Source organism: Paenisporosarcina indica (assembly GCF_001939075.1).
Lineage (GTDB): Bacteria > Bacillota > Bacilli > Bacillales_A > Planococcaceae > Paenisporosarcina > Paenisporosarcina indica.
Map to the genome: position 1 here is coordinate 237,589 of NZ_MPTA01000002.1, position 25,774 is coordinate 263,362.

The window sequence follows — 25,774 nt, forward strand, 5'->3', positions numbered from 1 at the left end:
TAAAAAGAGACAATTCTCAAAATCGGGTGTTTATCGCTCAAACTGAGGACTTTATCGCTCAGAATCGCCTCATTGCCAAGTTTACTTGTTGAAACTGATTCAGCAGCGTAGCGAAAACCAAAGCATAGCGTGGCGCATCTTCAAACAAAAAAGCTGTTTCTTTGGTTGCTCAAGGCAACTTTAGAAACAGCTTTTTATGTTTATTTTCTCGCTAATTTTTCCAACATGTCTGCTGTCATTGCGTCTAGATCATATTGTGCTTTGAAACCCCACTCGTTTTTCGCAGTGGTCGCATCAATTGCATCCGGCCAGCTATCTGCGATGGTTTGACGAACTGGATCCACTTCGTACGATAATTCGAACGTTGGAATGTGTTTGCGAATCGATGCTGCAATTTGTTCCGGTTCAAAACTCATTGCAGTTACGTTGAAAGCATTACGATGCTCAAGTTTTGAAGCATCCGCTTCCATTAAATCAATGATTGCTTGCAATGCATCAGGCATATACATCATATCCATATAAGTTCCTTCTGCAATATAAGATGTATATTTACCTTCTTCTAACGCTTTATAGTAAATATCAACTGCATAATCCGTTGTTCCACCACCTGGTGCGGTTACATACGAAATGAGGCCCGGGAATCGAACGCCACGCGTATCCACGCCAAACTTGTGGAAATAGTAATCACATAGCAATTCACCCGCTACTTTGTTCACCCCGTACATGGTCGTCGGACGTTGTAATGTGTCTTGAGGGGTATTTTCTTTTGGCGTTGAAGGACCGAATGCCCCAATTGAACTTGGTGTAAAGAATTGAAGTCCCAGCTCGCGTGATGTCTCAAGAGCATTCATCAAACCACCCATATTCAAGTTCCATGCAAGTAACGGTTTCGCTTCCGCCGTTGCCGACAACAAGGCAGCCATATGCATCATCGTATCTGCACCAAAGTCTTTCGCAAGTTTGAACATTCTTTCCTTGTCCATTACATCCAGTAATTCAAATGGACCATTTTCAGTTACTGGTGAATCCACTTTGCGAATATCTGTCGCCATGACATTGTCCGCGCCGTATATTTCACGTAATCTCACAATTAATTCCGAACCAATTTGACCTAATGCACCGGTTACAATAATCTTTTTCAATTTAATTTCCTCCGTTCCAATTAAACAACTGTACGCTCCAAAAATACATGTTATTTCAATAAAACATTGATATAAGTGACTTTTATCTCTTCTTCATTATAGTTTGTTCCTTGTAAAAGCACAACAAGCCTTGAAGTAATTGAGTATTCACAAAATTAAACTACGCATACAGACTGTGGTTAAATAGCATTGGGATATGTAGATGATATATTCTTTTGTTAATGAAAATGGTGAACTCCTTCCAAATATATAAATAGAAGGTCTTACATTTTGATATAATGATCATAAAAAGGAAGTAAGCATTATGAATATATTCCGTCTCAGTTTTACTTTTATCGTAGGTTTCATCCTTGCAACATTTTTATTTTTCTTGGATCTCCAACTGTGGGTCATCATTTTAACTATGTTTATCTTTTTCTTGGCCTTTGTGGTTCTGCCACAAATATTTACTGCTTACCGTTCGAATAACATAAAATCGATTGAGAAGTTTTTGAAGGCGAATAAGAAGAACCCTCTTTTTGCGTATCCACTTGCCACGGCAGGCGGGAATCATGTAGAGATGGAGGAGAGTTTACGCGCCATACTTGCTAAACACAAACAACCTTATATGCAAAATGTCTACCATACCATTCTTGCATTGCATTTGGACAAGATTGAAACCGCAAATACATATGCACAAAAAATCGATAAAGAACCTTTGAAATCGTATTACGCAGCTTTCATCGCTGCCAAAAAAGGGGATTTTGAAGAAGCTTCTCGCCACGAAGAAAACGTGAGTGTGGAATGGATGCTTCACGCATTGCATGCACTTTATGCACATGAAAAAGGACAACACTCGGTATTCGAAACCGAAGCCCAAAAGGCAATTGACGAATCACGTGGTGTTCAAAAGTTTATTTTGGTTCATTCTTTTAAGAATATGTAAATGATTCGTGGACCACGCTGATACTTCGCGTGGTTTTTTTGTGGTGGATTAGGAGGATATTGGATAGTTAATTAAGTCGCGCAGTTAGTTGATCAGGTTACCGTGAAAATTGATCAAGTTGGACCTTTAGTTGATCAGGTTACCGTGACAGTTGATCAACTTGGACCTTTAGTTGATCAAGTCAGCATGTTCACAAGGTGTGAGCACTTTTCGATGTATGTCGGGGCAGCCTGGTACTTTACATGCGGTTCCGTCCAGATTTACGTTGACTTTGCCGATTTTCTCGGCTATCCGTCGTGCTTCTTCTCGCAGTTACGGAACATGGATACCTACTCCATTGACTAATTCATTCATATCTTAGCGGACACGGTTTGAAGCTTATTGACATGAAAAAACACCCGAATGCACCTTCACATTCGAGTGTTCATTTTGATTGTCTAGCTCCAAGCACCAGCCCACACCTTTCAGACCATCATGCCAGAGAAGGCTTTCGATTCAGGTAATCCAGCGCCAGAGCCGGATTAGAGTGGACTGTTACACTTTTCATGGTGCTGGGCTAAGACGGTGCTTTCAACATTTCTATTTAATAACGCCGAGTTCTTTCCCTACTTTTTCATAGATGGCAATGGCATCGTCCAGCATTTGTTTTGTATGTGCTGCGGTTGGCATGTTACGCACACGGCCTGCCCCTTTTGCTACAGTTGGGAAGACGATTGATTTTGCATAGACGCCTTCTTCAAACAAACGTTTAGAGAATTGTTGGGTTAACTTTTCATCGCCGATGATACAAGGAGTGATTGGCGTTTCAGATGCCCCGATGTTGAATCCTAATTTGTCGAGACCCGCTTTTAAGTAATCACCATTTTCCCATAGCTTATCGTGAAGCTCCGTTGAGTCGATGATCATTTGTAGAGCTGCTGTAATTGCTGCTACGTCACCTGGTGGGACAGCCGTAGAGAATAGGAACGGACGTGAACGGACTTTTAACCAGTCAATTAATGATTGTTTACCGGCAACATATCCACCGACAACGCCAACCGCTTTGGACAATGTGCCCATTTGGAAATCGATGTCTTTTTCCAAGCCGAAGTGTTTGACTGTCCCTTTACCTTTACCTGTCACACCTGATCCATGTGCATCGTCGACGTATGTAATTAAGTCGAACTCTTTCGCAATTTCAACAATTTCTGGAAGTTTGGCAATGTCACCGTCCATAGAGAAGACGCCGTCAGTGATGACCATTACTTTGTTATATAGACCAGATTCTTGTGCTTCTTTTGCTTTGGCACGTAAATCTTCCATATCAGAGTGTTTGAACGCGATGATTTTCGCTTTTGATAAACGACACCCATCAATGATTGAAGCGTGGTTTAATTGGTCAGATAAAATCGCATCGTTTTTATCCATGACTGCCGAGATGGCTGCCATATTACAATTGAAACCAGATTGGTAGGAAATCGCTGCTTCGGTGCCTTTGAATTCAGCCAATTTCTCTTCCAGTTTTACATGCAGGTCAAGCGTTCCGTTAATTGAACGAACAGCACCTGCTCCCACTCCATATTTATCAATGGCTTCTTTTGCAATGCGCTTAAGTTCTTCGTTAGTTGCTAATCCTAAATAGTTATTTGAAGATAAGTTAATCAGTTCTTTCCCGCTAACTTGAATGGTAGCTCCGTTCGGTCCTTCTACTGGATCAACTTCGTTATATAAACCTTGATCTCGTAGTTCTTTCAAGTTTTCTGTTAAAAAAGCATCTAATACGTTAGACATATTGCATCTTCCTTTCAAGGCGAATATCTTGCCACAGAACCTCATGATCTGGACACGCTCTTTCTTATAATCTTTTCCATTTTATCATAAGCTATTCATGAATGCGTAATTTGCATGAAGCGAGCTTAAAGAAGTGACTACACAGGAATAGCGAACACAAAAACACTCAACCAATAGGCAGAGTGTTTTCACGTAATAATTCTAAAAGTAATAACCAACGCGCTGCTTTATTCTACTTCATGAACTTTTACAAATACGGTTCCAAATAGGCTGTCACCTATATAGGCATCTAACTTCCACATTCCGCCTTCGGGCAATGACATGTTGGAAGGTGCATGTCTGTCTGCCCCATTATTTGCTCCACCTAGCCCACCTTCATACACAAGTATTTGTTCGACACCACTTTCGTGTGTGCCCATAACTCTCAAGTCTCCATCAAACTTGTTTTCGTCTCCCCAAAAATGCCACATATATTTTTGTTTTTTATTTGGATAAAATCTTGATACGTCATCTTCATTGTCGTAAATAAAACCTACATGTCCTTCTTCCCCAATCATAGTGTAACCACCCGCTTCAAATAAAGGACTTTCATTCCTATTCGGTTCCTTACTTTCAGTGGCTTCCACTACACTGTTTGATTTTGAAATATGAATGAATGATTGGTCGGAAACTTCATTTAGATATCCTTTTAATGCAATTGATATTCCATCGACATTTACCTTGCTTTGATCAAAAATGGAGGAAGGGACTTCTGATTCAACTACAGCAACCTGTCCTGGCGATATTTCTTTATTAATGTCTATGGAAACTTTAAAGGGATTTCCTTTTAAACCATTTGAAATATTTATATCGTGGCTTAGCAACATGGTCGATTCCAAAAGAGGATACTTGGAATTGTTCTTTACTTCAATAACATATTTGTGATCTCCCTCGTTTACTTCTTCTTCATTCTGGATGGTGATTTTAATTTGTTCCGCTTCGGCTAGGTACGGGTTGGCATTCTTGAATTCCGAACCTGCTAGTTCACTGTTTTGTATGTTGCTTTTCCCATCACTGATGAAAGTTAGACTAAGTATGAATACGATAATGGCTGTAGAGGCTAAAACTGTCCAATAAACCGGATGGAAATGCCTTTTGTTCCGATTCCTATGTTCAATTTTCTCTAGAATTTCATTTTTCTCGTCATTCCTGAATTCTACATTCTCTTCCAGAAAGTTCTGCACCCTTGTTGATATTTTCTTGTCGAAATTATCCATATTATTTGCCCCCTTCAAGCTTTGATTGAAGCATTCCCTTGCCACGTAGCAACCGGGATTTCACTGTGTTTATACTGATTTCCAGCACCTCGCTGATTTCACTCATGCTCATTTCCTGATAATAATATAAAATCAGCACTTCCTTATATTTGGTTGATAGAATTGATATTTGCTTTATTATTTCTGTTGAATTAAGTCCTTGTATGTACTGGTTCTCTGCTGAATCATTTGTTTCTACTGGGAAAACCTCTGACTTATATATCATATTTTTCACGCTCCACCGTTTCCGATTGTCCTTGCATTTGTTGATGGTAATGCGGATGAGCCAAGTCTTATAACTTGATTCATGTCGGTAATTAGATAAATTTTTGTAACTAGAAATAAATACTTCCTGAATAATATCCTCGCATTCAGCCAAATCGTTGACATACAGATACGCTATCCGTTTCAATTCAGTAGCATAATCCTGTATCAACTGTGACAGAAGTTTATCTTTATCATTCTCAAAGTACATCAGATTATCTGAATTTAGATTCAACACCTTTTATCCCCTTCCTTCATCTATTAGACGATTACCATCCTGGTTTTGACCCGTAAACTAAATAAAAGATCGAGACGATTCTAAAGGAGCGGATGTGCTTCCAAATTCCTCACTGTAAGAAGCAGGCAATCTCTCTACCTATTGTAATAAAAAAAGATACCTTTAAAACTGCCGAAATTATATGTTCGGCAGTTTCCTATGATAAACAGTAGGTATAATCCTTTCTTTGGCAGACACAAAAAAAGCGAGCTCGATTTGAGCCCGCTCATGAAGATTACTTCTTTTTCGCTTTGCCATTATTCGTTTTCAATCCTACTTCATACGTAAAGTCTTGTGCATTTTTTTGACCTGGTTTAGCAGCGTATGATGTAATCATTTTCACATTCCCTTTTGTCAGGAAATTACGAACTTGCAGCGCTTCTGTTTCCGTTACGTTAAACGGATCAATCTGCACTACTTTTTGTTTGCCGTTTGCGCGCGTTTGTATCAAGGTCACTGTAAAATCGACGTACTCACCTTTTAATTCAGCAAGGGACTTGAATGCCTCAGTTGATGAACCGTCTGCTGAGAAGTCACCAAGTTGAATATTTTTGATGAACCAACCTTGTTCATTAGAGCCCCAGTCTGTCAGGTTTCTGAATGATACAAGTACATCTTTTCCAGCATATGGAGATAGATTAAACGATTCTGTTGACCAGTCTCCATTCGTTCCTGTGAAACCTGGTACATTTTCTTTGATGGTTGGATATCCTTCTTCCACAACATCAGATCGTGTATTGGCATTTTCAAGTGACGTCCATGTTTCCCCATTGTCTGTAGATACTTGAACGATTCCGAAATCCCATTGTTCTTCAATTTTGTAGAAATGCTCAAATGTCAGCGTTGGGTTTTCTGTTGGGACCTTCGCATTGAAAATTAACGCTTGATCCGCTTCATCTCCATTGTTTGCATGAAGTACTTGTTCCCCAGAAGCTTTTGGATTAGCTACCGTTGACCATTGTAATGGCAAGAAATCTACGCCATCAAATTTCAGTGAACGCACATCATTCCCAAAGTTAAACTCTTTAAAGTCTCCCCCCCAAGCTGGTACGCCTACTTTTTCAAATGTTAATGCTTTTTCGAAGTCCACTGTTTTCCCGCGAAGGTCTCCAGCAGCATTGATCGGTAATTCACGTAAATTGATACTATCAAACTTGTAATCACTGCTTACACTACTGTCATCTAAAGTAAGAGCTGTCATAAAGTCTTGATATACATCCGTGAATGTTTTGTCTGAACCATAAGCCGCTAAGCGTTCATTTACAGAGGCAATCCCTTGAGACATGCCATCTGTTGCTAATTCTCGAATAAATTCTTTCCCAAATTTATCGTACATATAAAGGGTGAACAAATACGTTTGACCATAATCTGCAATGGTTTCAGGCCCAGTTGCAGCTCCTTGATGCTCATCCCAGTTTACTAACGAGTTTTCAGGATGATCCAAGTAGAAGTTAATTGAACCTTCTCCATGACCATATCCACCTAGGAACTCAGAGAAGGTAGACATCCCTTCGTTTAACCACGTTTCCTCAGAACCATCATTATCCGCTTGAATCAAATGTTGCAATTCATGAATGGTTGTTCCAAAGAATGTGTTTTCCAAGCGAGTTGCCCATGAATTCGTATCGATCGTTACAATGTTTCTATCTGTATAGTTTTCTAGTGTTTGCCAGAAGAAACCTGCTACGAAGAATGGATAGCTAGGATTATTCCACCCTTCATCTCGAATGTTGTCAACTAACATAATTACTTTGTCTGATCCTTCATAGTATCCTTTTGGAACTGCTCCTATATCAACTAAACCAGCATTAGAACCATCCAATGCATCTGGTGTACCGAAGAACTCGGTAGCTTTCGGGTATATATTCGAGTCAAATTCATCTCGTAATTTATCTACTTGAGCTTGTGTCACAACATCGGCAGGTTTCGGGTTATTTGGGCCGTAAGCTAAATCGTCCGCTACCCAAATTTCAACATTGTCTCCGACACTGCGTAAAGTGAATTTCTTAAATGCTAGATTGCGATTCAAGAATGATTTCGTCCCACCATCAAAAGTAAACGGGCTTTCTACTGTAGCTGAATTCTGGCCATGACCAGTTTCATCTTCCAATTGACCTGCTTGAGCTTTTAGTCTCTCTTCTGCTTGCTCCAGAAAACTTTCATTTTGAGAAATATTTTGCAAATATTGATCAATATCCACTCGATCTCCATATTTTGCGGTGTTAAAATTTTCATATGGGCTTGTTGTTTCTACTGGAGCTGCTGTTGCGGCTGGTGCGAATAATGATGCTGCAAGAGCTCCTGTAGATAAAATTGAAAATAACTTCTTTTTACTCAACTGAATTTCCCCTCTCGGCTACTATACTGACTAATAATAGATTTGAGGTTAAGTGTAACACTTGTAATAAATCTGAAGAATACGATTATTGAATCAATTATACGAGGTGGTATTATCTATCTTTTGGAATAGTTCTTCCTCAATTTCTTGCCATTTATAGTTATTTACACACGCATCCAAAGTCTCTCTGACGGTTTCATCATCGGTAAAATGGACCTGTAAATACTCCGTTGCATGCAGGATTTCTTCACGATATCGAGCAACTATGTCATCCACCACTAGCTGTTCTTTTTCGTTCAATTCCCGGAATTTTTTCACATCGTAAATTTCGTCTCCCGGACGTTCGGGCTCGTATTCATGCGGACTAGTGCTATCAAAAATAATTGTTTGGAGCTCTGGGAGCCACACATAATCAATGCTGCTACAATCCAGTCCGCACCAGCCCCACTGAGTATCAAGGCCTAGACTCTCTGCTTTCTCCGCAAAACTCTTCATTAGCGTGGATTTACCCCCACCTGGAAACCCTTTGATGAAGATGCGTCTTTTGACCCCTTTAGTTAGGGATGCGAAATGATCTTTTGCTCCAAGTGGCGTTAATGTTCCCATAAGTCGGTGTGTTCGGTGAGGTGTTTTATCAAATTGCAGGGTTGAAAATGTCGTGTCGAACAATTTTTTCGCTTGTTCATCAAATCCATTCCAATCCATTCCTGATACATATGGAAGTTCCCATTCATCATGAATGTTTTTGGCATTGGTCATCGTCTGTAACGCTTTAGCTAACCACTGTTCACTATGAATCACTTTTTCTCTTATAAATCCACCATGTATGCGTAAGTTCAGTTCATCATAGGCTTCATAAAATGACACGACATGATGGACACTGCCATAATATTTCGGTTCGAATGACACCGGATGTGAAGCCTGCAAAAATAAGACGCGGAGCCCCTTAACATAGGTAGCTTCAATGATCTCTGTGTGTAATGGATCGTAAAACCACTCAATATCATACCCACGTTTTACATAATGAAAGCCGACTTGCTTAAACAACTCCGATAATTTGAATGTTGGAGGAGATTTGATATAAAACACTTTTTGGGCTTCATTAATTAAGTCACCATAGATATTTTTCATTCCTTGGCCAGTAAAAGCTCGCCCAAATTGATGCGTAATTGTTCCGTTCATAGTCTCATTCCTTTCATTGTTTTAACTCATCTAGTGTATGAATGGACACCTGAAAACATGAAAAAAAGTGCACACCGAAGTGTACACTTTTGAACTTACATGGGGTGTTAAATTATGATGTTCTTTATCATGCATTTGCGCTGCCGCACGTTCCGCATGAGCCAACAAGTATGAAGACCGCATACTTGTGGGTCTCACGCTTCACGCTCTTGCGGCCGTGTAGGCGCAAATGCACTCTTCTTCTTTTCTAACCACAAGTAGTATTCTTTAACATAGCCAATAATAAAAGCTGAGTGAGTGCTCAGTTGTAATTATCGTGGGTCACGTAGGAATAATTGAGGATGACGTAAGAAAATAACGAAATTACGTAGGAATTATCGTCGTTCAGGTAGGAAACTCCCCTTTATTGGCAAATTTTAAATAACAAAGCTGTACTAAACTAACCTGTCCTTTATCGGGCATTTGCGCTGCCGCACGTTCCGCATGAGCCAACAAGTATGATAGAACACATACGTGTTGTTCTCATTCTTCACGCTTTTGCGGCCATACAGGCGTAAATGCACTCTCTCGATTCTAATTCGATTTGGGAAGCGTTCTTTAACATAGTCATATATTAAAAGACCTCTCAATAGAGGTGGCCACCGAAAAAGTCTATAAAGTCTAACTTAAGCGAGCCTTTCCCGATAAATCAAGGAAAGGCTCGCTTCTAATTTGTATACACTGTACTGAATTGTCTAGGCAGAACAGCGTTGGGGCCTTTAAGTGCTAGCCGAAGCAAGAAGACGGGCAGTGCTCTACTTCCTGGCTTCTCGCGGGAGTCATCCACAAAGCGACAAAGCATTATTAGACAGTTTCTTTTAATAAAGCATCATCACAAAAGAATTTACACTTTTATCGTTGAGGAGCGGCTACTTGTTGTCTTTCAATGCATTTTTGTAACCTTGCTTGAGACCATGGCAACGTCATCTGAACAATTTGACCAAGACATAACGCGACGAGAATTGTGCCAATTCCTACTGGACCACCCAGCAACCAGCCGATGATGCCCACCCCAGTTTCTAGAAGTGTACGAACCCGTTTGATTGACCAGCCCGTCTTTTTCATTAATACGAGCATTACCGAATCACGAGGTCCCGCTCCAACGTTGGCTGATACATATACCCCTACACCCAGTCCCATTATTACTACACCCAGGATAAATAGGATGATCTGTCCGGCTAAATTCGATACGTCAGGAATCATCCAGTTAAAGAGATCAATAAATAACCCAATTGCAATCATATTTAACCAAGTTCCAATTTGTGGCCAACTTTTTGTTACAAGCGCTGTTCCTGTTACAAGGAGTAAACCTGTAATAATCGACCATGTCCCAATGGTCAGACCAAAATGTATATTTAAACCTACATGAAGCACATCCCACGGACTAATACCGAGTGATTGTCCCTTAATGCATAACGTAATACCGAGCGAGAATATAAGTAACCCTACAAAGAAAAATGTCCATCTCCATAAGCTTGAATTCATCTGCTCACCTTCTTCCTAAGAAAAATCCATTCACGTCATGCATGAATGGATGTAAAATCTTATAATTAGTAGTATAGCAATTAATTGTAAATTCGTGCATCAACTTAGGTTCGTTCATGTCAACGCCACATAGGTACCTAGCGTGCATGCCACCAAATCTCTTGGTTTAAGGTGAATTTGCATGCCAATCTTCCCTGCACTGACTATCATTGTGTTCAGTTCTTTTGCGGAATCGTCGATAAAAGTGGGAAACAGTTTTTTCATGCCAAGTGGTGAGCAGCCTCCCCGGACATACCCTGTTAGACCAAGTAAATCTTTCACTGGGAGCATCTCAATTTTCTTTGCCCCTGCAGCTTTTGCGGCTGCTTTCAAGTTTAATTCTTGTGCTACAGGGACCAAGAATACGAATACTTTTCCTGGTCCCGTTGTAGCCACTAATGTTTTAAAGACTTTTTCAACCGGTTGCCCAATTTTTTGTGCAACCGATACGCCATCGATTTTGCCATCTGTCACTTCATATTCGAACAACTGATACGTTACATTTTGTTGATCGAGGAAGCGTACTGCATTTGTTTTCGAGATTTTTGGAGACTTTGCCATAGAAACTTCCTCTTTCCATCAAAACATCCTTATTCTTGGTTCAATAACTTCTTCAATGCTTCTGCCATTGCCGTATTTTGCGGTTCATCTTGCTGTTTCAAGAATTTCTGTACATCTTTTTTGTTCGCTTTTGCTCCACCTGATGATTCACGTCGCTTTTCAAAGGCTGACAATTTTTCACGATGTCCACATTTACAAACAAAGATTTTGCCTTCTCCTTCTCCGCGCATCTCTAACTTTTTATGACACACCGGACAACGAGCGTTGGTTTGCATCGCAACATTCTTTTTGTAGCCACATTCACGATCTTGACAGACCAGCATTTTCCCACGCTTGCCGTTTACTTCGAGCAAGTTCTTGTTACAAGTTGGACAAGTTTTTCCTGTGACGTTATCATGCTTGAATTTTTGCTCGCTTTGTTTGATCTGAGTTACGACTTTCTTCGAGAACATGACCATGTCTTTCATAAATTGCTCTTTTTTCATGGTGCCTTTGGCAATTTTCGTCAATCGTTGTTCCCACTCGCCTGTTAATGATGGGGATTTCAAATCGTCTGGCACTAATTCTAAGAGCTGTCTGCCTTTCGATGTTGTGTAAATATCTTTGCCTTTTTTTTCAATGACAAAGCTATTAAACAACTTCTCGATAATGTCCGCACGTGTTGCTACGGTACCAAGTCCGCCTGTTTCAACGGCCGTTTTGATAATATCCTTTGATTCTCCCGCCATAAATGATGAGGGGTTTTCCATTGCTGCAAGTAAGGTCCCTTCGTTGAAGCGTGCTGGCGGTTTTGTTTCACCCGTCGTCATGGTGATGGCACGCAGTTCAATTGTTTCTCCTTTTTGAACAGGTGGTAAGGTACTGTCATGATCCTCATCATGATCTTGTTGGTACACTTTTTTCCAGCCTTCATCTCTTACAGTCTTACCTTTTGCCGTAAATGTTTCGCCCATCACATCCAGTGTGATGATGGTTTGGTCGAATGCATACGGCGGTAAGAACACGGCTAAAAATCGCTTGACGATCAAGTCATATAGTTTTCGTTCTTTGTCCGATAAATTCTGCATAACCGGTGATTCTTCAGTTGGAATGATTGCATGGTGATCGCTTACTCGAGCGTCATCGATTACGCCTTTTTGCGGTAGCACATTATTTGAACGTAATATTAGGTTTGTCGCTGCGCGATACGGTTGTAAATCAACTGCTTTCACACGGTCTTTTAAGGTCGACTTCATATCACTCGTTAAGTGCTTAGAGTCTGTTCGTGGATATGTAACGATTTTATGACGTTCATAGAGTGCTTGCAATGTGGATAATGTTTCTTTTGCAGACCACCCAAAAATGCGATGTCCTTCTTTTTGAAGTTCTGTTAGATCGAATAATGCAGGCGCTGACTGTTTTTTAGGTGTTGTTAAGACAGAAACAATTTTTCCATCTTTTGCTTTGTCCAGTTTTTCCAATACTTGATCCACTTGATTTTTATTAAAGTTGCTCGTTTGTTTATTTGCCCCGAAAGCCCAAGTATAGGTGGCATCTTTTGTTAAAGCTTGTAAGCCGTAATAGGTTGTTGCTTTAAAATCACGGATTTGTTTCTCACGTTCTGCAATCATCGCAAGAGTCGGTGTTTGTACACGACCTGTGGATAATTGTGCATTGTATTTTACAGTTAATGCACGCGTGGCGTTGATTCCCACTACCCAGTCAGCTTCAGCTCGTGCCACTGCTGCTTCGTATAAATGTTCATACTCTCGTCCGTCTTTTAGTTCACGGAATCCTTTTTGAATCGCTTGATCCGTGACTGAAGAAATCCATAAACGCTTGACTGGCTTACGACTTTTTGCTTTTTCTAATATCCATCGTGCCACCAATTCGCCTTCACGGCCGGCATCCGTTGCGATAATGATTTGGTTCACATCTTGGCGATTGAGTTGTGCTTTTACTGCGTTAAATTGTTTCATTGTTTGCTTGATCGGCACTAATTTGAATGGTTGTGGCAAAATCGGTAAATCTTCCAGTTTCCATTCTTTATAACTATTGTCGTATTGTTCTGGATCGGCGTGCGTCACTAAGTGCCCGAGTGCCCAGGTCACAATATATTGAGTACCTTCTAAAAAGCCGTTTCCTTTTTTATGACAACCGAGGACGCGAGCGATATCGCGTGCTACGGATGGTTTTTCTGCTAATACTAATGATTTCGACAAATTTGTCCACCCCTCTCTTACTGTAAGTCCATTATAACGGATGGACGACTTTTTCTCTCCATTAACTGCCGCCGGTTGAATAGGCGAAAGGGGAAAGGTTAAGTTTAATCGGCATTAAGCGAGATTTAATCGGTTTCGCTCAATTATCCCAGACAAAAAAACACTTCGCAATCTCTTGCGAAGTGGCATAGCTAAATTTTAATGTTCATCCAGTGTTTCTTTGGATAAGTTCTTGCCCATTTCAGCATATTGCACAAATACGCGAGCGAGTTCTCTCAATCGATCATGTACATCTTGATCGACAATGACGTTGCCTTCTCCAAAATGATTGGCCGTCGTGTATACGTAATTCGGTGTAACGAGACAGCGGAAGTAATCCAATATTGGTTTCAACTGATTCTCGATTACTAAGTGATGTTGATACGTGCCTCCATTTGCGACAATTGACACTGGTTTGTACCGCATCGTGCGTGGATGTAAGAGATCAAATGCATTTTTCAATACTCCTGGTATGGATCCTTGGAAAATGGGTGTAGCTAAAATATAGCCTTCCGCCTCTTCAAATTTACGTACGAGCAAACGCATGTCATCGTTATATTCACCAAGTGGACGGCCATCCACAAACTGATGATCAAACTCCGCAAGTTTCATGATTTCAAGATCCAAATTACTATTTAATTGTTCAATATATACTTTCACTTGATCGAGAATGGCTCCTGTTTTAGAGCCAATAATCGTCCCGTCTATGAGCAAAATTTTCATGTCCATCCTCCTTCAAACACTTTACTATATTGGTATTGTATCAAAAAGAACGCCTTTGACTATGCACGGTGCTCCACAGCGCCCTAATTTCATCCTTTTGACGGAGATGGTTTCGCACGATTGGCTTTCAATCGATCTTGGACTTTCAAGATTTCCTTTGTTGGTGGAGTTAAGCTGACCACCGTATCGCCAGGTCCACCTTTTAGTTCTGTATTCGGCAAATAGAATTCAAGATCGCCATTTTCTTTCAGGATATATAAAAGCAAGGTGTCTTCCTCTCGTTCGTGCAGGTACTGTGTATATGGGTATTGTTCGGTAATCGCGGTTTTGCGAATCACGTCGCCACGGCTGATTCGTCCATTCAGATGATAGTATGTCATATTTTGATTGAACAGGATGCATCCGGCCAGCGATTGATTGTATTTGCTTTTGGCCCCATGATGGAGGGCTATTTGATACAAAGATTTACGTTCGAGTTCGTGCACGAAATTCGAGCAGACTAGGGCATTGTAAGAATCGGATTCTGTCGCGGCAATCAGCACTGGATATGGTGTCAGATCGACATGGTACTCGTGTTGTTCGGCTATCACTTCACCAACCGCTGTCATCAGTCCGAAGTTGCGTGCATCACTCAATCGTTCAAAAGAATTATCCATGATTAATACATTATGGTTTAAATCCTGAAGCGACTTCGCCAATTCCGTGGTGAATGGATTTCCACCGATAATTAACACACCTGGGCAATCAGAACAGGCTAGATCCAGCTTCTTCGCGAACCATCCAATCGTGAATCCGTGTGCGACAACTGTGGAGAAAACGAGTGCGAGCGTCAAGGCGGTTATGATTTCTGCATCCTCGTATCCTTTTTCCATCAGGACATTCGTGAAGTACCCCGACACCGTTAATGCAACAATTCCTCGTGGGGCAATCCACCCCATCAATGTTTTTTCTTGATTTGTAAGGTCCGTGCCAATTGTGGATAACCAAATGGATAACGGACGCACGATAAATAACATCGACGCGACAAATATGATAATCTTCCAATCAAACATGCTAAGTAACGTTTCGGGGCTTAATGACGCGGTCAGCATGACAAAAATACTCGAGATCAATAAGACGGAGATGTTTTCCTTGAATTGTCTCATCTCCTGGATCGAGGCAATGCGCATATTGGCCATCACCATTCCCATTGCTGTGACTGCCAACAACCCGGTTTCGTGTATGATTTCATCGGACAGGACAAACAGGAACAGGACCACCGCAAAAACAACTGGCGACTTCAAAAACTCTGGAACATTGCCCCGCTCAAACATCCACCCAATCCCACGACCTGCACCTACTCCGAGTAGAATGGCAAGGACGCTTGCACCAGCGAACAGCAGCAATGTATCCAATGTTACATCTTTATTAATAAATTGAATGAATTCAAATGCAGACACGGCTAAGAGGACACCCACCGGATCGACCACAATGCCTTCCCATTTCAGGATTGCTGCAGGTCTGGTCTTCAGTTTGGCCTGTTTCAGTAGAGGCAAAATCACGGTAGGTCCCGTGACGATAAACAATCCACCCAGGACAAACGCAACAGCCCAGGACAACCCGACCAAATAATGGGCCGCAATCGCCCCTGCAACCCATGCAATAAAGGCACCTAACGTAACGATTCGGAGTAACGGCTTGCTAAATCCGCGTATTTCCCTAAGATCTAGGTTCAAGCTTCCTTCAAATAAGTTAATCGCAACTGCGACGGAAATGACGGGTCCGTATAAATCGCCAAAGCTTTCCTGTGGCTTGATCAACCCGAAAATCGGACCCACCAGCAATCCCGCAATCGCCATGAGGACAATAGCCGGAATTCTTAATCGCCAGGCGAACCATTGCGAAACGACTCCGAGGAAAATCACGAACATCAATTCAAATAATAGAGAATCGAACATGGAATCACCTCATGTTACTATTCTGCCTTATTTAATTTGAGCCATACTATCCGATTCATAAATCGCAACGGATTCTGATGACGCATCCAGTGCGATTTGCAACATTGAAAATGCCACTTGTTCCGCTTCGATGGCACAGTATTTTTTCAATGGTCCAATAAAAACAGGTTTCAGAATCTTCATGGCAAACTCTCCAATACGCTCACCCAATCGAAATTCTTGTCGCACTCCTAGTAATAATGATGGTCTAAAGATCGAGACTGTTGGAATTGAAAGACTTGCTAGTTTTTCTTCCATCGTTCCTTTGACACGGTTGTAATAGATTTTTGATTGACTATTTGCTCCCATTGCAGAAATAACTAGGACGTGTTTGACGCCTTGTGCCTTAGCATATTTTGCCATTTGAATAGGTGCGATTAAATCCACTTGTTCAAATGCTTCTTTTGAGCCTGCTTTTTTTATCGTTGACCCTAAGCAACAAAAGAAATCATCTACTCCTTCAAAATCACTTTCCGTTACTTGATTGAGATTTTTTATTTTCGTCTTCAATTTGGGATGGCTATAGGGTACTGCTTTTCTCACAATGATCGTTACTTTTTCATAGGCGTCATTTTCACATAGGAATTTAACTAGGTGGGAACCCGTTAATCCAGATGCACCTGCTACCATCGCTGTTTTTTGTCCCATGTTCATTCCTCATTTCTCAAATTCTAGTAGGTGTAGTTTATCACAGAAATAAGCAAATTCTGAACATTTACTCATACTGTGTATAATCTTCCCATACGTTAAATAGAAGATGAAAGGTGGGAATGAAATGAACAACCAAATTCAACAAAAAACCATTTTATTTACGATTGGACGTGCCGGCTATCCTCTCACGAGATGTCTTACTCTCGCGAAGTTACTGGCTTCTCATCGCATTCTATTCGCGGCTCAGGAAAAACAAAAAGTGGTTCTTCAAACGCTTGATCAACAGGGGTTTGCCCCTCTCTCATATGCAAGAAATGCAGATTTAAAGAAACTCCTTACAGAATATGAACCCGATGTCGTCATTTCAGATGGTTTAGATATGGACATTGATGAAGGCAGACTACTCTCTTCCCTCGTTCCAATTACACTGCATTTCGATGATTTTGGTGAAGGTGGCAAAGTGGCGACACGTGTCATCCAGTCTTTATACCATGAAAATCGGGAGCAATCGCCTTCTCATTATATATTGGGTCCGTCCGGGTTTGTTATTCCCGAAGAATTAGAGCCTTATGCCAATTCGGGTTTAGGACCAGGACCAACTCTTCCACTCCCCCATGTCGTCGTGACGTTTGCAGGGGAAGACGTGGATAACTTGTCGTATCGAACTTTACGTCACTTGTTACACTTGCAAATTCCACTTGCTATTACAGTCGCTCTTCATTCAAGTTATTCTCATAGCCGTGATGATTTGAAATTAATGGCGTTAGGACGCAAGCAAACGCGTATCGTTGAGTGTGATGATCCCATTCAACTCATTAGCGAATCTAATCTTGTGGTGTGCGATGCGAGTTATACCCCGTATTTCGTTGCTGTTATTGGTAAGCCTTGTATTGTCATAGCTGAGGATGAAAAAGAAGCGCAGCATGCATTTCCTAGAGAATCAAATGGCTTTATATATTTAGGGCTTGGTCGTAAGTTAAAACAATCCCACTTGCAAAATGCCGTAATGGAGACGATTCTTCATCCACATCGCAGTCAGCGTGCAGTGAAAAAGCAATTAGCCTTTAAATTGACAGCGAACAATGGGAATATGCAACTATTATTAGAAAAAATCCTCAAAGAAGAAGCGCGAGAAATCACCAGATGACTCCATCCTGTGATACAATAGGTGAAAAAAGAGGAGTTTCTCTTACATGACGTCACAACAAATACAACAACAAATTGCCGAATTGAAAAATGATTATATACGTTTGCAAGGCGACATGGAAAAACTAGAGTCCACTGGACATCCGACCATGATTGAACAAGCCGAACAACGTTTAGCAAATATGGAAGTACAACTCGCAGAACTAAACAAAAAGCTCGCGGCGCTGTAACAAGCCTGCGAGCTTTCTTTATGGAGGAATGGAAACATGGCATTATTGACAGTTGAAAATCTCGGTCACACATTTGGTGATCGCACACTATTTAAAGACGTATCATTCCGCTTAATCGAAGGCGAACATGTAGGGCTAGTAGGTGCGAACGGTGTTGGTAAATCAACATTGATGAGCATCGTAACTGGCGAACTCATTCATGATACAGGTAAAGTAGAATGGCTCCCTGGAACTCATTATGGATATTTGGATCAACATACACGTTTAGAACAAGGTCGTTCTATGCGCGATACGTTACGTGATGCGTTCTTGCCTCTTTACAAAAAAGAAGCAGAAATGAATGAAATCACGGGCAAAATGGGTGAAGCATCACCTGAAGAATTAGAAGAATTACTTGAGCAAATGGCAGATATTCAAGATGCATTGGATGCCGGTGATTTTTATACACTTGATATGAAAATCGAAGAAATCGCACGTGGTCTTGGTTTGGATGCAATTGGCCTAGAACGTCCTGTATCGGCTCTTTCAGGTGGTCAACGCACGAAAGTATTACTAGCTAAATTGCTTCTTGAAAAACCGAAAGTATTGCTTCTTGATGAGCCTACCAACTATTTGGATGAAGAGCATATTGGCTGGTTAACGAATTATTTAAAGAATTACCCGCACTGTTTCCTACTCATTTCACATGACACGGAATTCATGAACGGAATCGTGGATGTCATTTTCCAACTGGAATTTTCAAAGCTTTCTCGCTATACGGCTTCTTACGAGAAGTTCCTCGAGCTTGCTGAGATTAACAAACGTCAACATATCGATGCATATGAAAAGCAACAAGATTTCATTAAAAAACAAGAAGACTTTATCGCTAAAAACAAAGCACGTTACTCGACTACCGGTCGTGCCAAATCACGTCAAAAACAACTGGATCGCATTGAGAGAATTGACCGTCCAGAAACAGCAGCAAAACCTCAATTCAGTTTCAAAGAATCTCGCAGTCCGAGTCGCTATATTGTAGAAGCAGAAAACTTATTGATTGGCTATGATAAGCCGTTATTACCACCTCTATCGTTTTCAATCGAACGTGGCGAAAAAATCGCCCTTGTTGGGATGAATGGTGTGGGTAAATCAACCTTACTCAAAACCATGCTCGGCAAAGTGCCTGCACTTGGTGGAAATGTAACTCGTGGAGATTTCCTATCCATCTCATACTTTGAACAAGAAGTAAAAGCAGATAATGTTACGCCGATTGAAGAGATCTGGAAAACGTATCCGAGTATGGAACAAAGCCAAGTACGTGCTGCATTAGCACGTACCGGTTTGAAAAACGAACATATCTCCCGCCCAATGAACAGTTTAAGCGGTGGTGAACAAGCCAAAGTACGTCTATGTAAATTGATGATGGAAGAAAGCAACTGGATGCTTTTCGATGAGCCGACCAACCATTTAGACATCCACGCAAAAGAAGAACTCAAGCGCGCAATGACTGAATACAAAGGAACGATTGTATTAGTCAGCCACGAACCTGAATTCTATGAAGGTCTAGTTACAAAAGTTTGGAATGTTGAAGACTGGTTCCAAACTGGCGTGCAAGAAAAAGACGAGGATAATTGATTAAAGGCCGCTGACATTCAGCGGCCTTTTTTTAGTGGGCTGTTGGGTTATTCGCGTTCATTTTGGTTTCTACCCGTTCACGTTGTGTTTATTCCCGTTCAACTATGGTTTATTCCTGTTCACTCAGTTTCTCCCACAAAAAAACCCCTCAAAAGAAGTGTGAGGGGACTAATTGGTTTCTGGTGTTCTGATAGAGTATGGCTCGCATCAAACTAAAGCATTACCGCTGGTGATTGGTACATCACATCTTTAGAGAACTCCCCCATGGGGCAATTGCCACCATTTAAAAGGTTGTTATTTTCACTGCTTTTTGGAGTGTGTAGATGAAACGTTGCCACTTTGTGGTTTCATCTTGGAATTTTTCCAAGTCCACTGTATACATGGCATCTTCGTTTTTCCAAAGACGTTCAAAATAATCTTCCATTTGTGCGACTAATTCGCTGTCATTTGGTGCGATTACCCGTAAATTATTTTCAAGGTTGTAATCATCTAATGTTCGTTCTGTATAGTTCGCAGAGCCACTTGATATTATCGTCTTGTCGTCGGATTGAATCCAGATGGCTTTCGTATGGTATTGACCGACTACGGTATTGTACCAACGAACGTTTATTTTGCCTTTTGAATCTTCAACCATTTCTTGAACGACCGGTCGATTCGGCATGCCTGATTTTTCTTGACCAAATGAGTTTTTATTTGGATCCAAGATCATATTGACTTCAACTCCGCGATTTGCCGCATCAATCAATGCGTTAACAATGTCGCGTTTAGCAATGAAGAACATCCCAAGCCAAATTTTATCGCCTTCATTTGTTTTCGCCAAATCTGAAAGTAGTGCATCCAAGATTTTTTTCTCGGTTATATATTGAACTTCGTATTCCCCTTCTTCCTTCTCTTCTTCAATTCGAGGAAGTTTGGGTCCACCAGAAAATATGGAAACGGCTTCTTCCGACTCTAAAATGTCATTTATTATTTGGCCTGTTACTTTCAATGCGATATTGCCATGGAATCCACTCGCATCGTGTGCATTTGACGAAGTGATCATGGCCTCGTTGTCAGTCACTACTGCTTTTCGGTGATTGGCCTTGATATTCAATAGTTTCATATACGAGGCTATTGTCATTTTCGGTGCATCACTCGCCATCGCATTATCAATCCAACCTTCTCCCCCAATATCAAACCATTGGAATATTGTACGATAAATTCCAGAATAAATTGGTGTAGAGTCACGCAATTGATCTAAATCGGTATACACAATTTCGACTCCCGCTTCTCGCATCTTTTTGAACCATTCATTTTCGTAAGAACCATATCCACGATTAAGTGGATCTGTGATAAACACGACTGGCATATCTGGATGTTCGATCTTTTTATTAACTAGTTTAGTAGTAATGGTATCCACAATTTTGGGAAAGTCTTCTTTCTGATCATAATAGCCATCAAATAAGAAAAAATCGATTACTATAAAATCTTCAGCCTCGTCGATCATGGTGTATACAGAATTAAAGATGTTGTTTTCATGAACCATTTCCGACCCTTTTTGATCTTGAGAATAGGTCAAATCGGTAACGAATTCGACCGTATCGGTTTTATGCATTTCTCCTACATATGAAATTCCAGCAGGGAGTGGTTTAAATGTATGCCATAAAATGGCGGCAATATAAATCAGCGCAAACACGCCTAAAGAACCAAGCACAATTCTTTTGCGCTTGCTCCACGGTTTACTCGGCTTGTCAGCCATTGATGTTTCCCCCTTGGCAAATGAAAATTAATCTATTATCCATTCCCTTTTTGTACAGATTACAAACCGTATTTCCTACGTGGAAGGCTATTTTTCCTACGTGACACCTCTTTTTTCCTACGTCACGATCGTTTTTTCCTACGCGACCTCCGATTTTTACAACTGAGCGATTGCTCACCTTCATGTCATTAAAAAAGTCACAGCCCTGAATGGCTGTGACTTCTATTATTATGCTGGGAGATAATCGACGGCAGCGCTGTCTGCAATTAACATCTCTTTCAAACGTTGTTTGGCACGGAATAGACGTGATTTGACTGTCCCTATTGACACCTTCATCAATTCAGCAATTTCAACGAGTGAGTATTGATGCACGTAAAAGTACAGGACTGTCGTTTTGTAGATGTTATCTAGCTCTGCTATTTTTTGTTGGACCATTTGTGATAAATCGCCTTTTTCTAAAATATCTTCCGCAGTCAGTGTTTCACTTGGTATTAAATCAAGTACAGGTACATCCAATTGTTCTGGTTGATTTAAAATATGCTTGCTGCGACGAATCGTTTTGCGATAACGATCGCGGAATGTATTCATACAAATAGTGGTTAACCATGCTTTCACATGTTCCACATCTTTCATATATGATTCGTAACGCACGACTTTCATCCAGACTTCTTGCATTAAATCTTCTGCTTCGGTTTTGTTTCGAGTAAGTTTTAAACATAAGTGATAGATATAGCGATTATATTCCTCATAAACTTGTTCTACTTTTTCATTCATTCAATTTATCCTCCGTTCGTTCTTTGCTGTTGACTTTATTTTGCCAAAAACAAACCTTACGCTCCATCGGATTCACTTTCAATTAGCTTACAAAAGTGTAAGACAACAAAAAAGTGCTGAAAGACTATTCGTCTTCAAGCACTTTCTCAGCTTTTATTGTAATGGTCAGTTGTAAAATACGGTTACGGTCCATTTGATTTATTTCAAAATGAAGATTCTCGTATGTAAACTGCTCGCCGCTTTCAGGCATGTGACCGAATTGTTGCAAGACAAAACCACCAATGGTTTCATGATCATTTGGAATCTCCACTTTGAACATTTCATTGACATCTTCGATTTCTAATCGACCGTGACAAATAAGACGATTTTCGGTCATTTCATAAACTAAAATATCCTCATCTTCATCTGATTCATCTTCAATCTCTTGACCGATCATTTCCTCAATAATATCTTCATGCGTGATGATTCCTAGTGTTCCACCGTATTCATCCAACACGATTGCCATATGTTTTTTCTTTGAGAGCATTTGTTTAAAGACTTTTTCAACGCTGATCGATTGGACGACAAACATTGGTTCGCGGTCAATTATTTCATGGAGTTCGATTGTTGGATCCATTGACCACTCGATAAGTGTCTTCGAGTAGAACATACCGACAATCTGGTCCATACTTTCTTCATATACTGGATAACGAGTGTAGTAATGTTCCAGGATTATGTCCCGTACTTCTTCATATGTACAATCGATATGAACCCCAATAATTTCCGTGCGATGTGTTTCCAAGACGTCCTGTACATCTTTATTTGGAAAGTCGAGCACTCCTTTTAATCTTTCAGACTCTTCTTCCTCAAAAGTACCTTCCGTTGACGCAATATCGACCATCGTACGTAGTTCTTCTTTAGTTAAAGTAGCCTCTTTTACTGCACCATTTGAAATAATCCGAATAAATACATTCGTGAATTTAGCAATTAAAAATGTAATGGGTCTCACTATTTGTACCAAAAATGCAATAATTGGTGCCACGATATATGCGATGCGATCCGAGAATGTAACTGCAATTGTTTTCGGTAATACTTCACCGAAAATAATGATGATTAAGGTTAGGATCGTCGTTACAACCAATACTGACCAACCGTGTCGAATGGCAATAATCGTTAGTAACGTTGGCATTAAAATATTTACGATATTATTCCCAATCAATATCGTGGTAATCATGCGGTCCGGCTTCTCTATAAGCACGAGGAGCTTTTGTGACATACGATCCCCTTGCTCAGCACGAAGCTGGACCTTCATCCTACTTATTGCGGTTAGTGCCGTTTCACTACCTGAAAAGAAAAACGACAACAATAAACAAATGGCTAAACCGATAAATTCCATTAACCGTGTTTCCTCCTGTATGAGTCAAAAATCCCGCTCAAATTCTAGTATTTTAATAATACCATATTCTAAATTCCTATGTCTCATTTCATTCGCTGCATTTCCTTGAAAAGAATATGCTATACTATTTTCATTCTCGAAATTTTGTGAAAAGAGGGATTTTATGAGTCATTTACAATCATTAAATACGTATTTTGAAACAAAACGTGAAGAACACTTAGACGAGTTAAAACAATTTTTACGAATTCCTAGTATTAGTTCATTGTCTGAACACAAACAAGACATGCAAACAGCAGCAGAATGGTTAGCTGGATCCTTGAAAGATGCAGGGTTGGAAAACGTATCAATCGATGAAACCAAAGGACATCCTGTAGTCTATGCAGATTGGTTGCATGCTGAAGGAAAACCAACAATTTTAGTTTATGGTCACTATGACGTTCAACCAGTGGATCCATTAAATTTATGGAAATCAGAGCCTTTTGATCCTCAAGTTCGTGATAACAAATTGTTTGCACGTGGCGCTAGTGATGATAAAGGACAAGTATACATGCATGTAAAAGCGATTGAAGCTTTGTTCCAAACGGAAGGTAAATTACCTGTCAATGTGAAATTCTGTATTGAAGGGGAAGAAGAAATCGGTAGCCCGAACTTACCGGAATATGTAGAAGCAAATACTGAAAAACTGGCAGCTGATATCATTGTCATCTCTGACACAGGTATGCAAGGTCCAGGAAAACCAGCTGTATGTTATGGATTACGCGGATTAGCTGGTGTTCAAATCGAAGTTACAGGCGCCAATAGCGATCTTCACTCCGGGCTTTATGGTGGTGGCGTTCAAAACTCAATCCATGCATTAGTTGAAGTACTGGATTCATTCCGTGACGCGGAAGGTACAATTCTAGTTGAAGGTTTCTATGACAATGTTCGTCCCGTTTCCGAGGAGGAACGTGCTGCATATGCCGCACTGGAATTTGATGAAGAAGCACTACAAGAAGAGCTTGGTGTTGACGCGTTATTCGGTGAAAAAGGGTTTACTCATCTAGAGCGTACTTGGGTTCGTCCAACTTTAGAAGTCAACGGCATATTTGGAGGTTTCTCAGGCGAAGGGATCAAGACTGTCCTTCCTGCTGAAGCTGGTGCCAAGATCACTTGTCGTTTAGTGCCTGATCAAGATCCAGATGAAATTGTGGCTAAGTTAAAAGCACATATTGAAAAACATAAACCTGTAGGTGTTTCTGTTAAAGTGACTGAGTTTGATAAAGGGAAACCGTTCATTACTCCTTTTGATCACCCTGCGATTCAAGCAGCCGGTCGTTCTTATGAAAAAGTTTACCATGTGCCTACATCCTATGTTCGTGGCGGCGGTTCCATACCGATTGTGGCGTCATTTGATGAAATCTTAGGTCTTCCTGTTGTGTTAATGGGCTTTGGTCTTGCTTCTGAAAATTTCCATGCTCCGAATGAACATTTCCATTTGGAGAACTTTGATCAAGGCTTGCGAGTGATTGGCGATTACTATTATGAAATCGCTCAGTTTTCTTCAGGAGATTTGAAAAAGTAATTCTACTACTTGACTACAATTCCAGGGTGCTCTGGACGCTTTACTGCTGCACCTTGATCTAAGGAATAAAAGGGATGGATGTTGTGACTTAGTCGCAACATCCATCCCTCTTTTTTTCAGACCATCCTGCGGCGGATATGCGTTGTCGCCCCCTTGCATTCTGTTAAGTCATAGTGTTTTTGGTTTGGGGAACTAGTGAATAGATTACTTCCTATTTCTAACAATCGGTCAAAGATGAAATTTTGACCTCCCACTGCTTTCTTTATTTTCATATTACCTTCCCTAATATGTCACTTTATTTTCCCCGTCATAGTCCTACCTTAAAGAATGCCTCCTGTTCTCTTGCACTAATACGTAAACATGTAAAAAATATCATACACAAATAAAGGAATGCCATAGCAGCCGAAATTCCATCTTCGGCTGCTCATTTTA

20 protein-coding genes are annotated in these 25,774 nt (G+C 40.6%); 5 read left to right on the top strand and 15 right to left on the bottom strand.

All coding sequences use genetic code 11. The features are described 5' to 3' along the window. Positions 1–200 precede the first annotated feature (200 nt). The gene (locus GY23_RS06630) at positions 201–1,142 is read right to left on the bottom strand and encodes an L-threonine 3-dehydrogenase (protein ID WP_075618439.1); all 942 of its coding nucleotides are present in this window, start codon (positions 1,140–1,142) and stop codon (positions 201–203) included. A gap of 304 nt (positions 1,143–1,446) precedes the next feature. On the opposite strand from GY23_RS06630, the gene GY23_RS06635 reads away from it, so the two are divergent. Continuing rightward, positions 1,447–2,067, top strand: a complete 621-nt coding sequence (locus GY23_RS06635; RefSeq protein ID WP_075618440.1) for a hypothetical protein — start codon at positions 1,447–1,449, stop codon at positions 2,065–2,067. A 579-nt stretch (positions 2,068–2,646) separates the two neighbouring features. On the opposite strand, the gene GY23_RS06640 is transcribed toward GY23_RS06635, so the two are convergent. The 11 genes from GY23_RS06640 to GY23_RS06690 form a co-directional block, all read right to left on the bottom strand. Next, entirely contained in the window at positions 2,647–3,837 is a 1,191-nt protein-coding gene (locus GY23_RS06640) for a glycine C-acetyltransferase (RefSeq protein WP_075618441.1), read from the bottom strand. Positions 3,838–4,064: 227 nt separating this feature from the next. Further along, on the bottom strand, positions 4,065–5,093 hold the full coding sequence (locus GY23_RS17975) for a hypothetical protein (protein WP_139311083.1): 1,029 nt from the start codon (positions 5,091–5,093) through the stop codon (positions 4,065–4,067). Between the two features lies 1 nt (position 5,094). Next, a complete protein-coding gene (locus GY23_RS06650; RefSeq protein ID WP_084544050.1) occupies positions 5,095–5,634 on the bottom strand; it encodes a sigma-70 family RNA polymerase sigma factor in 540 nt (179 codons plus the stop codon). 274 nt (positions 5,635–5,908) lie between these two features. Further along, positions 5,909–8,011 carry an immune inhibitor A domain-containing protein gene (locus tag GY23_RS06655; protein WP_075618442.1) on the bottom strand — a complete coding sequence of 701 codons (2,103 nt, stop codon included), beginning with the start codon at positions 8,009–8,011 and terminating at the stop codon, positions 5,909–5,911. 93 nt (positions 8,012–8,104) lie between these two features. Next, entirely contained in the window at positions 8,105–9,193 is a 1,089-nt protein-coding gene (locus GY23_RS06660) for a hypothetical protein (RefSeq protein WP_075618443.1), read from the bottom strand. Between the two features lie 891 nt (positions 9,194–10,084). Continuing rightward, positions 10,085–10,717 carry a YczE/YyaS/YitT family protein gene (locus GY23_RS06665; RefSeq protein ID WP_075618444.1) on the bottom strand — a complete coding sequence of 211 codons (633 nt, stop codon included), beginning with the start codon at positions 10,715–10,717 and terminating at the stop codon, positions 10,085–10,087. 114 nt (positions 10,718–10,831) lie between these two features. Then, entirely contained in the window at positions 10,832–11,317 is a 486-nt protein-coding gene (gene ybaK / locus GY23_RS06670) for a Cys-tRNA(Pro) deacylase (protein WP_075618445.1), read from the bottom strand. A 29-nt stretch (positions 11,318–11,346) separates the two neighbouring features. Continuing rightward, positions 11,347–13,518 carry a DNA topoisomerase III gene (locus tag GY23_RS06675; RefSeq protein WP_075618446.1) on the bottom strand — a complete coding sequence of 724 codons (2,172 nt, stop codon included), beginning with the start codon at positions 13,516–13,518 and terminating at the stop codon, positions 11,347–11,349. 198 nt (positions 13,519–13,716) lie between these two features. Beyond that, the gene (locus GY23_RS06680) at positions 13,717–14,280 is read right to left on the bottom strand and encodes an NADPH-dependent FMN reductase (RefSeq protein WP_075618447.1); all 564 of its coding nucleotides are present in this window, start codon (positions 14,278–14,280) and stop codon (positions 13,717–13,719) included. A gap of 89 nt (positions 14,281–14,369) precedes the next feature. Continuing rightward, positions 14,370–16,217 (bottom strand): cation:proton antiporter, encoded by a 1,848-nt coding sequence (locus tag GY23_RS06685; RefSeq protein WP_075618448.1) that lies wholly within the window; start codon positions 16,215–16,217, stop codon positions 14,370–14,372. 27 nt (positions 16,218–16,244) lie between these two features. Next, entirely contained in the window at positions 16,245–16,904 is a 660-nt protein-coding gene (locus GY23_RS06690) for an NAD(P)H-binding protein (protein WP_075618449.1), read from the bottom strand. 127 nt (positions 16,905–17,031) lie between these two features. On the opposite strand from GY23_RS06690, the gene GY23_RS06695 reads away from it, so the two are divergent. Genes GY23_RS06695 through GY23_RS06705 form a run of 3 tightly spaced genes read left to right on the top strand, consistent with a single transcriptional unit; the run spans position 17,032 to position 19,894 of the window. Then, a complete protein-coding gene (locus tag GY23_RS06695) occupies positions 17,032–18,054 on the top strand; it encodes a hypothetical protein (protein WP_075618450.1) in 1,023 nt (340 codons plus the stop codon). Between the two features lie 46 nt (positions 18,055–18,100). Further along, the gene (locus GY23_RS06700; protein WP_075618451.1) at positions 18,101–18,283 is read left to right on the top strand and encodes an SE1832 family protein; all 183 of its coding nucleotides are present in this window, start codon (positions 18,101–18,103) and stop codon (positions 18,281–18,283) included. Between the two features lie 36 nt (positions 18,284–18,319). Further along, a complete protein-coding gene (locus GY23_RS06705) occupies positions 18,320–19,894 on the top strand; it encodes an ABC-F family ATP-binding cassette domain-containing protein (protein WP_075618452.1) in 1,575 nt (524 codons plus the stop codon). 283 nt (positions 19,895–20,177) lie between these two features. Here the strand turns inward: GY23_RS06705 and GY23_RS06710 are convergent, their stop codons facing one another. The 3 genes from GY23_RS06710 to GY23_RS06720 all read right to left on the bottom strand — a co-directional run bounded on the left by GY23_RS06710 (position 20,178) and on the right by GY23_RS06720 (position 23,781). Next, entirely contained in the window at positions 20,178–21,632 is a 1,455-nt protein-coding gene (locus GY23_RS06710; protein WP_075618453.1) for a phospholipase D family protein, read from the bottom strand. 228 nt (positions 21,633–21,860) lie between these two features. After that, positions 21,861–22,406, bottom strand: a complete 546-nt coding sequence (locus tag GY23_RS06715) for an RNA polymerase sigma factor (RefSeq protein WP_075618454.1) — start codon at positions 22,404–22,406, stop codon at positions 21,861–21,863. Between the two features lie 124 nt (positions 22,407–22,530). Further along, positions 22,531–23,781 (bottom strand): hemolysin family protein, encoded by a 1,251-nt coding sequence (locus tag GY23_RS06720; protein WP_075618455.1) that lies wholly within the window; start codon positions 23,779–23,781, stop codon positions 22,531–22,533. A gap of 163 nt (positions 23,782–23,944) precedes the next feature. On the opposite strand from GY23_RS06720, the gene GY23_RS06725 reads away from it, so the two are divergent. Beyond that, a complete protein-coding gene (locus GY23_RS06725) occupies positions 23,945–25,342 on the top strand; it encodes a dipeptidase (protein ID WP_075618456.1) in 1,398 nt (465 codons plus the stop codon). Positions 25,343–25,774: the final 432 nt, after the last annotated feature.